The organism is Burkholderia sp. Bp8986 (genome assembly GCF_003854225.1).
Lineage (GTDB): Bacteria > Pseudomonadota > Gammaproteobacteria > Burkholderiales > Burkholderiaceae > Burkholderia.
Window position 1 is genome coordinate 99,900 of sequence record NZ_QTQM01000018.1, and the last position, 12,175, is coordinate 112,074.

Here is a 12,175-nt window from a genome sequence, read left to right on the forward strand (position 1 = left end):
CGAGGAGACATGCATGAACAACGCGCTTGACCGGTTCCGCCTGGATGGCCGCCGCGCACTGATCACGGGTTCCGGACGCGGGATCGGCCTGACGCTCGCCCGCGGGCTCGCGGAGGCCGGTGCGGCGATCGTGATCAACGATCGCAATGAGGAGAAGGCCGCGACGCTCGCGCGCCATTTCCGCGAGGAAGGCTTCGCGGCCGACTACGCAGTGTTCGACGTCGCCGAGCACGCGCAGGTGCGCGCGGCGATCGACGATTTCGAGGCGCGCGTCGGCGCGATCGACATCCTCGTGAACAACGCGGGCATCCAGCGCCGCGCGCCGCTCGACGCGTTCGATCCGGACGACTGGCATGCACTGATGCGCGTGAACCTCGACGGCGTGTTCAACGTCGCGCAGGCGGTGGCGCGCCACATGATCGCGCGTGGCCGCGGCAAGATCATCAACATCTGCTCGGTGCAGAGCGAGCTCGCCCGGCCGACGATCGCGCCGTATGCTGCGACCAAGGGCGCGGTGCGGATGCTGACGAAAGGCATGTGCGCCGACTGGGCGCGCCACGGCATCCAGGCGAACGGCCTCGCGCCCGGCTATTTCGAGACCGAGCTGAATCGCGCGCTGGTCGACGACGCGGCGTTCTCCGACTGGCTGTGCAAGCGCACGCCGGCCGGCCGCTGGGGGCAGGTCGACGAGCTGTGCGGCGCGGCGATCTTCCTCGCGTCGGCCGCATCCGATTTCGTGAACGGTCAGACGCTGTTCGTCGACGGCGGGCTGACCAGCGCCGTCTAGAAAAGGAGGAACGTCATGCGTATGCGTTGCATGTGTCTCGTGATCTACGGGCCGAACGACCTGCGGCTCGAGGAGCAGGACGCGGGCGAGATCGGTCCGGGCCAGGTGCGCGTCGAGGTCGCGATGGGCGGCATCTGCGGCTCCGATCTCCATTACTTCCGGCACGGCGGCTTCGGCGCGATCCGGCTGCAGCAGCCGATGGTGCTCGGCCATGAAGTCGCCGGCACGGTGGCGGCGGTCGCGCCGGACGTGACGTCGGTGAAGGTCGGCGATCGCGTCGCGGTGAATCCGAGCCGCCCGTGCGGCGCATGCCGCTACTGCCTCGAAGGGCTGCCGAACCAGTGTCTCGACATGCGCTTCTACGGCAGCGCGATGCGCATGCCGCACGTGCAGGGCGCGTTTCGCAACGCGCTCGTGTGCGATGCCGCGCAGTGCGTGAAGGTGGCGGACCATGTGCCGCTGTCGCTCGCGGCGCTCGCCGAGCCGTTCGCGGTCGGGCTGCATGCGGTGTCGCGCGCGGGCCCGTTGATCGGGCGGCGCGTGCTCGTGTCGGGGTGCGGGCCGATCGGCGTGCTGGCGGTCGCGGCGGCGCGGGTGCACGGCGCGGCGGAGATCGTCGCGACCGACGTGGTCGATGCGCCGCTCGAGGTCGCCCGCGCGCTCGGCGCCGACCATACGATCAACGCGGCGGCCGACACCGGCTGGGTCGCGCGCTACGGTGCCGACAAGGGCACGTTCGACGTGATGATCGAGTGTTCGGGCAATGCGCGCGCGCTGCGCGACGGTCTCGACGTGATGCGGCCGCGCGGCGTCGTCGTGCAGCTCGGGCTCGGCGGCGACGTCAGCCTGCCGCAGAACGTCGTGGTCGCGAAGGAGCTGTCGATCTGCGGCTCGTTCCGCTTCCATGCGGAATTCGCGCTCGCGGTGCAGTTGATCAATGCCGAGCGCGTCGACCTGCGCCCGGCCGTGACGGGCGTGTTCCCGATGCGCGATGCGAACCGCGCGTTCGAGCTGGCCGGCGACCGGCAGCGCGCGATGAAGGTGCTGATCGATTTCGCGGACGCGGCGGCATGATCTCCTGCTGATGGCGCGCGACGGCGCACAAGGCAAGGAAGGCACGCCCGCGATTGGCGGAGCGTGCCTTTTTCATCGGCTGGAGCGAAACCGGATCATTGCGTGACTTGCCGCGCGCCGATGCGCTGCGACGCGAGCCACAGGGCGATCAGCACGCCCGCGAGCGCCGCGCCCGCGATGCACACGCCGCGCCAGCCTTCGATGCCGTACGCGACGCTCGCCGCGAACGATCCGAATGCGCCGCCGACGAAGTAGCTCGTCAGGTAGATGGTCGTCACGCGGCTGCGCGCGTGGCCCGCGAGTGCATAGATCACGCTCTGGTTCGAGATGTGCATGCCCTGCACGCCGACGTCGAGCAGCAGGATCCCCGCAATCAGTGCGACGAGCGAATGCGCGCCGGCCGCGATCAGCGCGAACGACGCGAGCACGGCCGCCGCGAACAGGCCGGTCGCTGCGTTGCCGTGGCCGCGGTCGACGAGCCGGCCGGCCGACGTCGCCGCGAGCGCGCCCACCGCGCCGACGATCCCGAACAGGCCGATCTGCCCTTCGGAATAGCTGTACGGCGGCTGGCTCAACAGGAACGTGAGGCCGGTCCACAGCAGGCTGAAGCACGCGAACACGAGCGCGCCGTAGGCCGAGCGCAGCGCGATCAACGGCTGCGCGCGCACCAGCGCGACGAGCGAGCGCATCAGCGCCGCGTAGTCGAGCCGCGCGTGGCGGCGATCCTTCGGCAGCTTCACCGCGAGCACGCCGGTCAGCGCGAGGATCATCGCCGCGGCGATGCCGTACACTGCGCGCCAGCCGAACCCGTCGGCGATCGCGCCGGCGGCGACGCGCGCGAGCAGGATGCCGAGCAGCAGCCCGCTCATCACGGTGCCGACCGCGCGGCCGCGCGTGCGCGCGTCGGCGAGCGACGCGGCGAACGGCACGAGCAGCTGCGTCGAGCAGGTGACGAAGCCGAGCGCGATGTTCGCGACGACGAACATCGTGAAGTTCGTGCTGAACGCGACGGCGGCCAGCGCGATCACGTTGAGCACGAGCAGCCGCACGATCAGCGTGTGGCGGTTGACCGCGTCGCCGAGCGGGACGATCAGCAGCAGGCTCGCCGCATAGCCAAGCTGCGTCAGCGTGACGAGATAGCCGAGTTCGGCGGGCGGGCGGCCGAAGCTGTGTGCGATCGCGGCGAGCAGCGGCTGCGCGTAATAGATGTTGCCGATGACGATGCCGCACGCGCAGGCGAACAGCAGCGTCATCGCGCGGGTCAGGGGAGGATGGTTGTCTTGATGCGGTTCCATGGTCGCGAAAGAAACAGCGGTGCCGGCCGGCGGCGCGGGCCGTCGGCAACGCGGGGTTGCGGAAATCGGGGCCGGCGTCGACGGAACGGCGATGCGCGCGATGCGCGCCGGGCGGCGCGTGGCCGGTGCCCGGTCGAGGCGGCGGCACAACGTCGTGCCGCGGGCGGGGGAAGGCGGGCCCGGGCGGGCCGCTCCGGTGCGGCGGCCAGGCGGCGTGCTCGGGAGCGGATGTGCGTATGATGCGGGAACCGCACCATAGCGTCCAAGACTGGATCCTTATGGTATCCATTGGTTCTACCAATACCCGGGCCGCCATGCTACTCCGCCACATCCGCTATTTCCTGGCCGTCGCCGAGCAGCGCAGCTTCACGCGCGCGGCCGATGCGCTGCACGTGTCGCAGCCGACGCTGTCGCAGCAGGTCCGCCAGCTCGAGGACATGCTCGGCGTGCAGTTGTTCGACCGCTCGGGCCGCACGGTGCGGCTCACCGAATTCGGCGAGGTCTATGCGCGCCACGCGCGCGCGGCGCTGCACGAGCTCGACACCGGGCAGCGAGCGCTGCACGACGTTGCCGATCTCGGCAGCGGCTCGCTGCGGCTCGCGATGATGCCGACCTTCGCGGCCTACCTGAGCGGCTCGCTGATCGATGCGTTCCATGCGGATTTCCCGAACGTCGCGCTGACGATCGACGCGATGTCGCAGGAGCGCATCGAGGCGCAGCTTGCCGACGACCGGCTCGATGCGGGCTTCGCGTTCATGCCGCCGCGCGCGCCCGACATCGACGCGCTGCCGCTGTGGGACGAACCGCTCGCCCTGGTGACGGGCCGCGCGCACCGCCTCGCCCGCCACCGCCGCGCGCTGAGCCCGGCCGAACTCGCCGGCGAGCCGCTGGTGCTGCTGAGCCGCGCGTTCGCGACGCGCGCGAGCATCGACCGGTATTTCATCGAGCAGGGCGTGCAGCCGAGGATCGCGATCGAGACGAATACGGTCAGCGCGGTGCTCGAACTCGTGCGCCGCGGGCGGCTCGCGACGGTGCTGCCCGACGCGATCGCGCGCGAGAGCGGCGACTTGTGCGCGCTGGAACTCGATCCGCCGCTGCCGTCGCGCACGGCCGCGCTGCTCACGCGCAAGGGCGCATACCGCAGCGTCGCGGCGCGCGCGTTCATCGAGCGCGCGCTCGCGTATCGCGATCCTTCGGGGGGATGACCGGTACGACCGGCGAACCGCTGCCGCGCCGGCCGCGACCGTAGGCCGGCGGCTGCGTCAGGTGCCCGGCGTCGGGAAGAAGATGCCCGCGCGCTGCGCGGCGTTCGCGATGTGCGTCTCGATCGCGGTGCCGGCCGCGGCCGCATCGCGGGCGATCAGCGCGTCGACGATCGCGCGGTGCTCGTGCCACGTCGACAGCAGCAGCTCGCGCCGGTAGAACGGCATGCGCTGGCTTTCCTTCATGATGTCGGCGCTGCTGCGCAGCACCGACTCGATCGCCGCGTTGCCCGCGAGATGGATGATCCGCATGTGGAAGTCGAAGTCGAGCTGCGACGCTTCGTCGAGCGCACTCTCGGTCAGCGCGACGTGCAGGTCGGCGAGGTTGTCCTCGAACCACGCGATGTCGTCGTCGGTGACGACGTGCGCGGCCATCCGCGCGGCGAACCCTTCGAGCGCATAGCGCATCTGGTACGTATCGGGCGGCGACGACTGCTCGGCGAATTGCCACGGATGCGCGGCCGACGCCTGCGCGCTTTCGACATACACGCCCTTGCCGGCGCGGATGCGCAGCATCCCGAGCGCCTCGAGCGTCGACAGCGCCTCGCGCAGCGACGCGCGGCTGATCTCCAGCTCCTCGGAGAGCTGGCGCTGGGCCGGCAGCAGGCTGCCGACCGGATACACGCCTGCCTCGATCCGGTCGCGGATCGTCGCGATGGCGGCGTCGGTCACGGTGTGCGGAACGTTTTTCATGATGTGAACGATGGCCGGTCTGACCGGCATTGTAATCCGCACGCGCGCGGTGCACGACCGGCCTACGGGAAAGCCACGATCCGCCCCCGCACGGTGCGGGGCACAGGGGCGGGAAATCCCTATTTTGTCCGTCCTTGACTCGACTATATCGGCTTCCTACTATCCACCATAACATCACTGGTCTTACCAGTATGAACAGACGAAACTGCAACCGTTGGATCGGGAGAGCGCCGTGTCGAAATTCCTCAATTCGCTGTTTGGCCGGGTAGTCGTCGCATTGATCCTCGGGGTCGCGCTCGGCGCGTTCTTCCCGCATTTCGCCGAGTCGCTACGGCCGCTCGGCGACGGCTTCCTGAAGCTCATCAAGATGGTCATCGGCCCGATCGTGTTCTGCGTCGTGGTCAGCGGGATGGCCAATGCGGGCGACCTGAAGAAGGTCGGCCGGGTCGGCCTGAAGGCGGTCGTCTACTTCGAGATCATGACGACGCTTGCGCTCGGCATCGGGCTCGTCCTCGCATGGGTCACGCGCCCGGGCGTCGGCATGAACATCGACCTGCGCTCGCTCGACGCGGCCTCGCTCTCGACGTACGCGAAGAACGCCGAAAGCCTGAAGGACACGGCCGGCTACCTGATGAAGATCATCCCCGAGACCGCGATCGACGCGTTCGCGAAGGGCGACATCCTGCAGATCCTCGTGTTCGCGGTGCTGTTCGGCTCGGCGCTGTCGCTGCTGGGCGACAAGGCGCAGCGCGTCAATTCGCTGATCGAGGAACTGTCGCACGTGTTCTTCCGCATCATCGGCTTCATCATCAAGCTCGCGCCGCTCGGCGTGCTCGGCGCGATCGCGTTCACGACCGGCAAGTACGGCGTCGCGTCGCTCAAGCAGCTCGGCTACCTCGTCGCGGTGTTCTACCTGAGCTGCTTCGTGTTCGTCACGGTCGTGCTCGGCGCGGTGATGCGTCTCGCGGGCTTCTCGGTGTTCAAGCTGATCCGCTACCTGCGCGAGGAACTGTCGATCGTGCTCGGCACGGCGTCGTCGGACGCGGTGCTGCCGCAGGTGATGAGCAAGCTCGAATACATGGGCATCAAGGATTCGACGGTCGGCCTCGTGATCCCGACCGGCTATTCGTTCAACCTCGACGGCTTCTCGATCTACCTGACGCTCGCGGTGCTGTTCATCGCGCAGGCCACCAACACGCCGCTGTCCACGCACGACCTGATCGTCGTGCTGCTCGTGTCGCTCGTCACGTCGAAGGGCGCGCACGGGATTCCCGGTTCGGCGATCGTGATCCTCGCGGCGACGCTGTCGGCGATTCCCGCGATTCCGGTGCTCGGCCTCGTGCTGATCCTGCCGGTCGACTGGTTCGTCGGCATTGCCCGCGCGCTGACCAACCTGATCGGCAACTGCGTCGCGACGGTGGTCGTCGCCGTGTGGGAGAACGACATCGACCGGGCCCGTGCGAAGCGCGTGCTGAACCGCGAACTGCGCTACGTGGCCGACGAAGCCGGCAGCGCCGCGCCGGTCGCCGGCGACCAGGCCCACGCGCTCTGAGCGCACCCGCGCGCGAGGCGGCCTCCCGGGCTGCTTCGCGCGAACGAATGTCCCGCGGCCGGCGCGTCGATGCGCCGGTCCTTGCCAAAATAATGGAGACGACATGGCAGCCCCCATCCTCGATCCGAACGCGCCGGCCTTCACGCGGCGCTACATGAACCTCGCCGACCCGCGCCTGGGCGCGCAGGCGCTCTTCGCCAGCGACGAATTCTTCGCGCCGAAGGAGCGCATGCTGAATCCCGAGCCGGCCGTCTTCATTCCCGGCAAGTACGACGACCACGGCAAGTGGATGGACGGTTGGGAAACGCGCCGCAAGCGCACCACCGGCCACGACTTCTGCGTGGTCCGGCTCGCGCGGCCGGGCGTGATCTACGGCGTCGATCTCGATACGAGCCACTTCACCGGCAACTTTCCGCCGGCCGCGTCGATCGAGGCCTGTGCGGTGGACGGCGACACGCCGCCGGACGACACCGAATGGCGCACGATCGTCCCCGCGACGACGCTGCAGGGCAATTCGCATCACTACGTGAGCGTCGACGATGCGCAGCCGGTCACGCACCTGCGCGTGAACCTGTATCCGGACGGCGGGCTCGCGCGGCTGCGCGTGTACGGCCAGCCGCAGCGCGACTGGCGCCACGTGCCGGCGGGCGAACTCGTCGATCTCGCGGCGATCGAGAACGGCGGCTACCTGGTGGCCGCGAACAACCAGCACTTCGGTCCGGCCTCGCAGATGCTGATGCCGGGGCGCGGCGCGAACATGGGCGACGGCTGGGAAACGCGGCGCCGCCGCGAACCCGGCAACGACTGGGCGATCGTCGCGCTGGCGCGGCCGGGCATCATCCGGCGCGTCGAGGTCGATACGGCGTTCTTCAAGGGCAACTTCCCCGACCGCTGTTCGCTGCAGGCCGCGCACGTCGCCGGCGGCACCGACGATTCTCTCGTCACGCAGGCGATGTTCTGGGCCGAACTGCTCGGCGAGCAGAAGCTGCAGATGGACCACGTGCATACGTTCGACCAGCTCGCAACGCTCGGCCCCGTCACGCACGTGCGCTTCAACATCTTCCCGGATGGCGGCGTGTCGCGCCTGCGTCTGTGGGGCGAGCCGGCTTGAAGGAGGGCATCGGCATGAGCGGACCACATATCCTGCGCGTCGAGCGCCTGACCCGCGAGGCCTTCGCGCCGTTCGGCGACGTGATCGCGCTCGAAGGCGCGCGGCACTTCCCGATCAACGGCGGCACCACCGAGCGCTTCCACGATCTCGCGACGATCGACGTCTGCGCGGACGGCGGCCGGCCGCTCGTCAGCCTGTTTCGTGCGCAGCCGCGCGCGCTGCCGGTGGCGATCACGCTGATGGAGCGCCATCCGCACGGCAGCCAGGCGTTCATCCCGCTGGCGGCCGTGTCGCGCTATGCGATCGTCGTCGCGCCGGCCGGCGAGTTCCGGCCCGACGCGATGCGCGCGTTCCTCGCCGAAGGCTGGCAGGGCGTGAACTACGCGAAGGGCGTCTGGCACCATCCGCTGCTCGCGCTCGACGCGGTCAGCGACTTCGTGATCGTCGACCGTGGCGGCCCGCAGCCGAACTGCGACGAGATTCCGCTCGACGACGCGTGGGCGCTCGAGTTCGAGCCCGCGTGCGCGAGCACGGCCTGACGCGCGAAGGTAGGGTCAGGGGTTGAGCGGATTCGAGTGGATCGAGCGCCGCGCGCCGGCGACACGCGGCGCCTCGTCCCGCACGATCGACCGAAAACGTTCCCGACCCGGCCCGCACGCGACGTGCGGGCCGTTTTTCCATCCCGAAAACAACACGGCCCGGGCGGCGAGCTGCCGGCCGGGCCGTCGCGCGTGCGCGCAGGGTGCGGATCAGTGCTTGCGGTGCGGGCAGTTCTCGGTCGTGCAGGAGCCGTACATCGCGAGCGAGTGTTCCTGGAGCCGGAAGCCGCGTTCCTTGGCGATCGCTTGCTGGCGGCCTTCGATCTCGGCATCGAAGAATTCCTCGACGCGGCCGCAATCGAGGCAGACGAGGTGATCGTGGTGCGAACCTTCGTTGAGCTCGAACACGGCCTTGCCGGATTCGAAGTTGCTGCGCGTGAGCAGGCCGGCCTGCTCGAACTGCGTCAGCACGCGGTAAACGGTGGCGAGCCCGATGTCGAGCTGCTCGTTGAGCAGGTTGCGGTAGACATCTTCGGCCGTCAGGTGACGCACCGGGCTTTGCTGGAAGATCTCGAGAATCTTGAGGCGCGGTAGGGTGGCCTTTAGCCCGATATTCTTGAGATCCGTCGGATTGGTCATGGCTAGGCATCCCTAGAGTACAATGCAGGGCTTCAATGTTACCGGCTTTTCGCCGTTCCAGAAACACGCGCGACCCGCGACGCGGGCCAGCTCGGTGACGGAAATGTTCCCGGAATCCCTTTCGCACTATCAGAGGAGTCGCATGCGGAGTGCCATCATCGCTGCCGCCGCCGTTGCCGCGCTGGCTGGTTGTTCGTCGTACGACAGCGTGACGCAGCGCATCGCGCAGAGCATCACGCCCTATCGGATCACTGTCGTGCAGGGCAACTTCGTGTCGCAGGAGAAGGCCGCGCAGCTGCAGGCCGGGATGACGCGCGAGCAGGTGCGCGCGTTGCTCGGCACACCGCTGCTGTCGGACATGTTCCATGCCGACCGCTGGGATTACCTCTTTTACTTCAAGCGCGGCTCGACGTCCGTCGTCCAGCAGCGCGACCTCGTGCTGACGTTCTCGGGCGATCGCCTCGCGAGCTGGACGGGCGCCGAGAACCTGCCGTCCGAACTCGACCTGCTGGCCGATATCGATGGCGACCGCGGCGGCAAGAAGGCGAAGGCCGCGGCCGCGGCGAAGAAGGCGTCCGAAGCCGCCGCTGCCGCGGCTGCGGCGAGCGCCGCGCAGGCGACCGCTGCCGCGAGCCCGTCCGTCGAGCCGGTTTCCGGCGCGGCGGTCGACCAGGATGCGAACGCCCAGGCGGCGCGCGCGGCGAACCGCGCGACCAACCAGGTGTCCGGGCAGGGCACGACCGCCCGCCGCTTCACGCCGTCCGCGCAGGCCTCGGGCGGCGCGCCGGTGCCGGGCGGCCAGCCGCCGGGCGCCGCGCCGGCGATCCAGCCGCAGTTCCAGTTCCATCGCCCGCCGCAGCCGAACGCGTCGAACGAGGCGTCGCCGCCGGTCGGCCCGCAAGGCTCGGACAACCTGCAGAACCAGCCGCTCACCGCGCCGGCCCAGTAAGCGGCCGGCGTGCGGAAACAGGGCGGCATGCGCCGCCCGCCTTTAGACCTGTCGTGTAGAAAGCCATGAAGATTGCGATTGCCGGTGCATCGGGCCGTATGGGCCGGATGCTGATCGAAGCCGTTCTCAACGATTCCGACGCGCAGCTCGTCGGCGCGCTCGACCGCGCCGATTCGCCGTTCCTCGGCCAGGACGCGGGCGCGTTTCTCGGCAAGGAAACCGGGATCAAGCTGACCGACGACCTCGACGCCGTGTTCGCGCAGGCCGACTATCTGATCGACTTCACGCGGCCGGAAGGCACGATCGCGCACGTCGCGGCCGCGCTGCGCCACGACGTGAAGCTCGTGATCGGCACGACCGGCTTCACCGCCGAGCAGAAGGCCGAGCTGCAGGCCGCGGCAGGCAAGATAGGCATCGTGTTCGCGGCGAACATGAGCGTCGGCGTGAACGTCACGCTGAAGCTGCTCGAATTCGCGGCGAAGCATTTCTCGCACGGCTACGACATCGAGATCATCGAGGCGCACCACCGTCACAAGGTCGACGCACCGTCGGGCACCGCGCTGATGATGGGCGAGGCCGTGGCCGGCGCGCTCGGGCGCTCGCTCGACGACTGCGCGGTGTACGGCCGCCAGGGCGTGACGGGCGAACGCGACCCGTCGACGATCGGCTTCGCGGCCGTGCGCGGCGGCGACATCGTCGGCGATCACACCGTGCTGTTCGCCGGGATCGGCGAACGGATCGAGATCACGCACAAGTCGTCGAGCCGCGTGTCCTACGCGCAGGGCGCGCTGCGTGCGGTCCGCTTCCTGTCGGCGCGCGGCGCCGGCCTGTTCGACATGCAGGACGTGCTCGGCCTGCGCTGACCCTCACGGGGAAACTCCGATGGCGATTCCCACCGGCGTTGTCCACTACCTCGAAAGCGGCGATGCGATCACGCACGCCGTCGCCTACGTGCTGCTGGCGATGTCCGTCGCCAGCTGGTGCTTCCTCCTCATGAAAGCCTGGCTGCTGGTCCGTGCGAAGCGGCAGGGGCCGCGCGCGCTCGCCGCGTTCTGGCGCGCGCCGTCGCTCGATGCGGGCATCGCCGCGCTCGCCGGCACCGATCGCGAGCGCGTGTTCGTGCCGCTCGCCGAAGCCGCGCGCGATGCGGCCGACGAACACGATCCGGCCGCGCTGGCCGCGCGTGTCGAGCGCAGCGAACGCGTGCTGCGCGCGCTGCGTCACGCGATGCTGCGCTCGCAGCGGCGTCTCGAGTTCGGCCAGGTGCTGCTCGCGTCGATCGGCAGCACCGCGCCGTTCGTCGGGCTGCTCGGCACCGTCTGGGGCATCTACCACGCGCTCGGCAGCATCGCCGCGAGCGGGCAGGCGCAGATCGAGAACGTCGCGGGGCCGGTCGGCGAGGCGCTGATCATGACCGCGTTCGGGCTCGTCGTCGCGATCCCCGCGGTGCTTGCCTACAACATCCTCGGGCGGCTCGTGCGGCAGCTCGCCGAGGAACTCGACGGCTTCGCGCGCGACCTGCACGTATTCGTGTGCGCGCAGGGCGCCTGACGCGCGGCCGGGAGGAACGACCATGGCATTCGGCGGGCTGGAGCACCACAAGACGTCCGCGCCGATGGCGGAGATCAACATGACGCCGCTGATCGACGTGATGCTCGTGCTGCTCGTCATCTTCATCATCACCGCGCCGCTGATGACGCACGCGATCCGGCTCGACCTGCCGAAGGTCGCGGCCGGCGTTGCGCGCGACACGCCGCAGTCGGTCACGCTGTCGATCGACGACGCCGGCAAGCTCTACTGGGACGACGCGCCCGTCGCACTCGACGCGCTGCCGGCGCGCTTCCGGGCCGCCGCCGCGGGCGCCGCGCCGCCCGAGCTGCGGCTGCGCGCCTCGCGCGCGACCCGCTACGACGTGATCGCGCAGGTGATGGGCGCCGCGCAGGCCGCCGGGCTCACGCGGATCGGCTTCGTCACCGACGTGCCGCCGGCGGGCGCCGCCGCGCCGGCCGCCGCGGGCGCGACCCGCTGACCGGCTGACCGGCTGACGCACCGGGCGCTCGCGCCATCCGTGTCGTCCCGCAGGCAAGAATGCGGGCCGGCCGGCGAGACCGGCCGTACCGCCCGCCACGAACGGTATAATCGTCGTTTTCGCCCGGTTGGCAGGGTTTCGCCGGGTAACCTGGAGACCCTCCTGGTTATCCGGCGAATATCCGGATCATGAGGCAGGCACGAGAACCGTGAGCCTGCCCCCGCCGCCGGGCTGCCCGATTTCGT

Annotated in this window: 13 protein-coding genes; 10 read left to right on the forward strand and 3 right to left on the reverse strand. The window is 69.6% G+C overall.

Annotated elements, in window-relative coordinates; translation table 11 throughout:
- Positions 1-13: 13 nt before the first annotated feature.
- A complete protein-coding gene (locus tag DID99_RS18160; RefSeq protein ID WP_124488257.1) occupies positions 14-787 on the forward strand; it encodes an SDR family NAD(P)-dependent oxidoreductase in 774 nt (257 codons plus the stop codon).
- A 15-nt stretch (positions 788-802) separates the two neighbouring features.
- Positions 803-1,861 (forward strand): L-idonate 5-dehydrogenase, encoded by a 1,059-nt coding sequence (locus DID99_RS18165; RefSeq protein ID WP_124667255.1) that lies wholly within the window; start codon positions 803-805, stop codon positions 1,859-1,861.
- Positions 1,862-1,956: 95 nt separating this feature from the next.
- On the opposite strand, the gene DID99_RS18170 is transcribed toward DID99_RS18165, so the two are convergent.
- On the reverse strand, positions 1,957-3,156 hold the full coding sequence (locus DID99_RS18170) for an MFS transporter (protein ID WP_124667256.1): 1,200 nt from the start codon (positions 3,154-3,156) through the stop codon (positions 1,957-1,959).
- Positions 3,157-3,470: 314 nt separating this feature from the next.
- Here DID99_RS18170 and cynR point away from each other — a divergent pair, with 314 nt between their 5' ends.
- Positions 3,471-4,361: a transcriptional regulator CynR gene (gene cynR, locus DID99_RS18175; RefSeq protein WP_124488260.1), complete on the forward strand. Its 891-nt coding sequence runs from the start codon at positions 3,471-3,473 to the stop codon at positions 4,359-4,361.
- A 57-nt stretch (positions 4,362-4,418) separates the two neighbouring features.
- Here the strand turns inward: cynR and DID99_RS18180 are convergent, their stop codons facing one another.
- Entirely contained in the window at positions 4,419-5,141 is a 723-nt protein-coding gene (locus DID99_RS18180) for a FadR/GntR family transcriptional regulator (RefSeq protein ID WP_185733788.1), read from the reverse strand.
- 202 nt (positions 5,142-5,343) lie between these two features.
- Between DID99_RS18180 and DID99_RS18185 the strand changes: the two genes are divergently transcribed.
- The 3 genes from DID99_RS18185 (at position 5,344) to DID99_RS18195 (ending at position 8,313) form a co-directional block, all read left to right on the forward strand.
- Positions 5,344-6,663: a C4-dicarboxylate transporter DctA gene (locus tag DID99_RS18185; protein ID WP_124488262.1), complete on the forward strand. Its 1,320-nt coding sequence runs from the start codon at positions 5,344-5,346 to the stop codon at positions 6,661-6,663.
- Positions 6,664-6,766: 103 nt separating this feature from the next.
- On the forward strand, positions 6,767-7,774 hold the full coding sequence (gene alc / locus DID99_RS18190; RefSeq protein ID WP_124488263.1) for an allantoicase: 1,008 nt from the start codon (positions 6,767-6,769) through the stop codon (positions 7,772-7,774).
- Between the two features lie 14 nt (positions 7,775-7,788).
- Positions 7,789-8,313, forward strand: coding sequence for an ureidoglycolate lyase (locus DID99_RS18195; RefSeq protein WP_124667258.1), 525 nt, complete (start codon positions 7,789-7,791; stop codon positions 8,311-8,313).
- 210 nt (positions 8,314-8,523) lie between these two features.
- Here the strand turns inward: DID99_RS18195 and fur are convergent, their stop codons facing one another.
- Positions 8,524-8,952 carry a ferric iron uptake transcriptional regulator gene (fur, locus tag DID99_RS18200; protein WP_011350926.1) on the reverse strand — a complete coding sequence of 143 codons (429 nt, stop codon included), beginning with the start codon at positions 8,950-8,952 and terminating at the stop codon, positions 8,524-8,526.
- 142 nt (positions 8,953-9,094) lie between these two features.
- Here fur and DID99_RS18205 point away from each other — a divergent pair, with 142 nt between their 5' ends.
- The 4 genes from DID99_RS18205 to DID99_RS18220 all read left to right on the forward strand — a co-directional run bounded on the left by DID99_RS18205 (position 9,095) and on the right by DID99_RS18220 (position 11,930).
- Positions 9,095-9,901, forward strand: coding sequence for an outer membrane protein assembly factor BamE (locus DID99_RS18205; protein ID WP_124488264.1), 807 nt, complete (start codon positions 9,095-9,097; stop codon positions 9,899-9,901).
- A 65-nt stretch (positions 9,902-9,966) separates the two neighbouring features.
- The gene (gene dapB, locus DID99_RS18210; RefSeq protein ID WP_044844161.1) at positions 9,967-10,764 is read left to right on the forward strand and encodes a 4-hydroxy-tetrahydrodipicolinate reductase; all 798 of its coding nucleotides are present in this window, start codon (positions 9,967-9,969) and stop codon (positions 10,762-10,764) included.
- Between the two features lie 19 nt (positions 10,765-10,783).
- Positions 10,784-11,452, forward strand: coding sequence for a MotA/TolQ/ExbB proton channel family protein (locus tag DID99_RS18215; RefSeq protein ID WP_044844160.1), 669 nt, complete (start codon positions 10,784-10,786; stop codon positions 11,450-11,452).
- Positions 11,453-11,474: 22 nt separating this feature from the next.
- Positions 11,475-11,930 (forward strand): biopolymer transporter ExbD, encoded by a 456-nt coding sequence (locus DID99_RS18220; RefSeq protein WP_044844159.1) that lies wholly within the window; start codon positions 11,475-11,477, stop codon positions 11,928-11,930.
- Positions 11,931-12,175: the final 245 nt, after the last annotated feature.

Bases quoted from the DNA above. Each gene is read 5' to 3' on its own strand.
- DID99_RS18160 (WP_124488257.1), top strand. From the start codon at position 14: ATGAACAACGCGCTTGACCGGTTCCGCCTGGATGGCCGCCGCGCACTG.
- DID99_RS18165 (WP_124667255.1), top strand. From the start codon at position 803: ATGCGTATGCGTTGCATGTGTCTCGTGATCTACGGGCCGAACGACCTG.
- DID99_RS18170 (WP_124667256.1), bottom strand. From the start codon at position 3,156: ATGGAACCGCATCAAGACAACCATCCTCCCCTGACCCGCGCGATGACG.
- cynR (WP_124488260.1), top strand. From the start codon at position 3,471: ATGCTACTCCGCCACATCCGCTATTTCCTGGCCGTCGCCGAGCAGCGC.
- DID99_RS18180 (WP_185733788.1), bottom strand. From the start codon at position 5,141: ATGCCGGTCAGACCGGCCATCGTTCACATCATGAAAAACGTTCCGCAC.
- alc (WP_124488263.1), top strand. From the start codon at position 6,767: ATGGCAGCCCCCATCCTCGATCCGAACGCGCCGGCCTTCACGCGGCGC.
- DID99_RS18195 (WP_124667258.1), top strand. From the start codon at position 7,789: ATGAGCGGACCACATATCCTGCGCGTCGAGCGCCTGACCCGCGAGGCC.
- fur (WP_011350926.1), bottom strand. From the start codon at position 8,952: ATGACCAATCCGACGGATCTCAAGAATATCGGGCTAAAGGCCACCCTA.
- DID99_RS18205 (WP_124488264.1), top strand. From the start codon at position 9,095: ATGCGGAGTGCCATCATCGCTGCCGCCGCCGTTGCCGCGCTGGCTGGT.
- dapB (WP_044844161.1), top strand. From the start codon at position 9,967: ATGAAGATTGCGATTGCCGGTGCATCGGGCCGTATGGGCCGGATGCTG.
- DID99_RS18215 (WP_044844160.1), top strand. From the start codon at position 10,784: ATGGCGATTCCCACCGGCGTTGTCCACTACCTCGAAAGCGGCGATGCG.
- DID99_RS18220 (WP_044844159.1), top strand. From the start codon at position 11,475: ATGGCATTCGGCGGGCTGGAGCACCACAAGACGTCCGCGCCGATGGCG.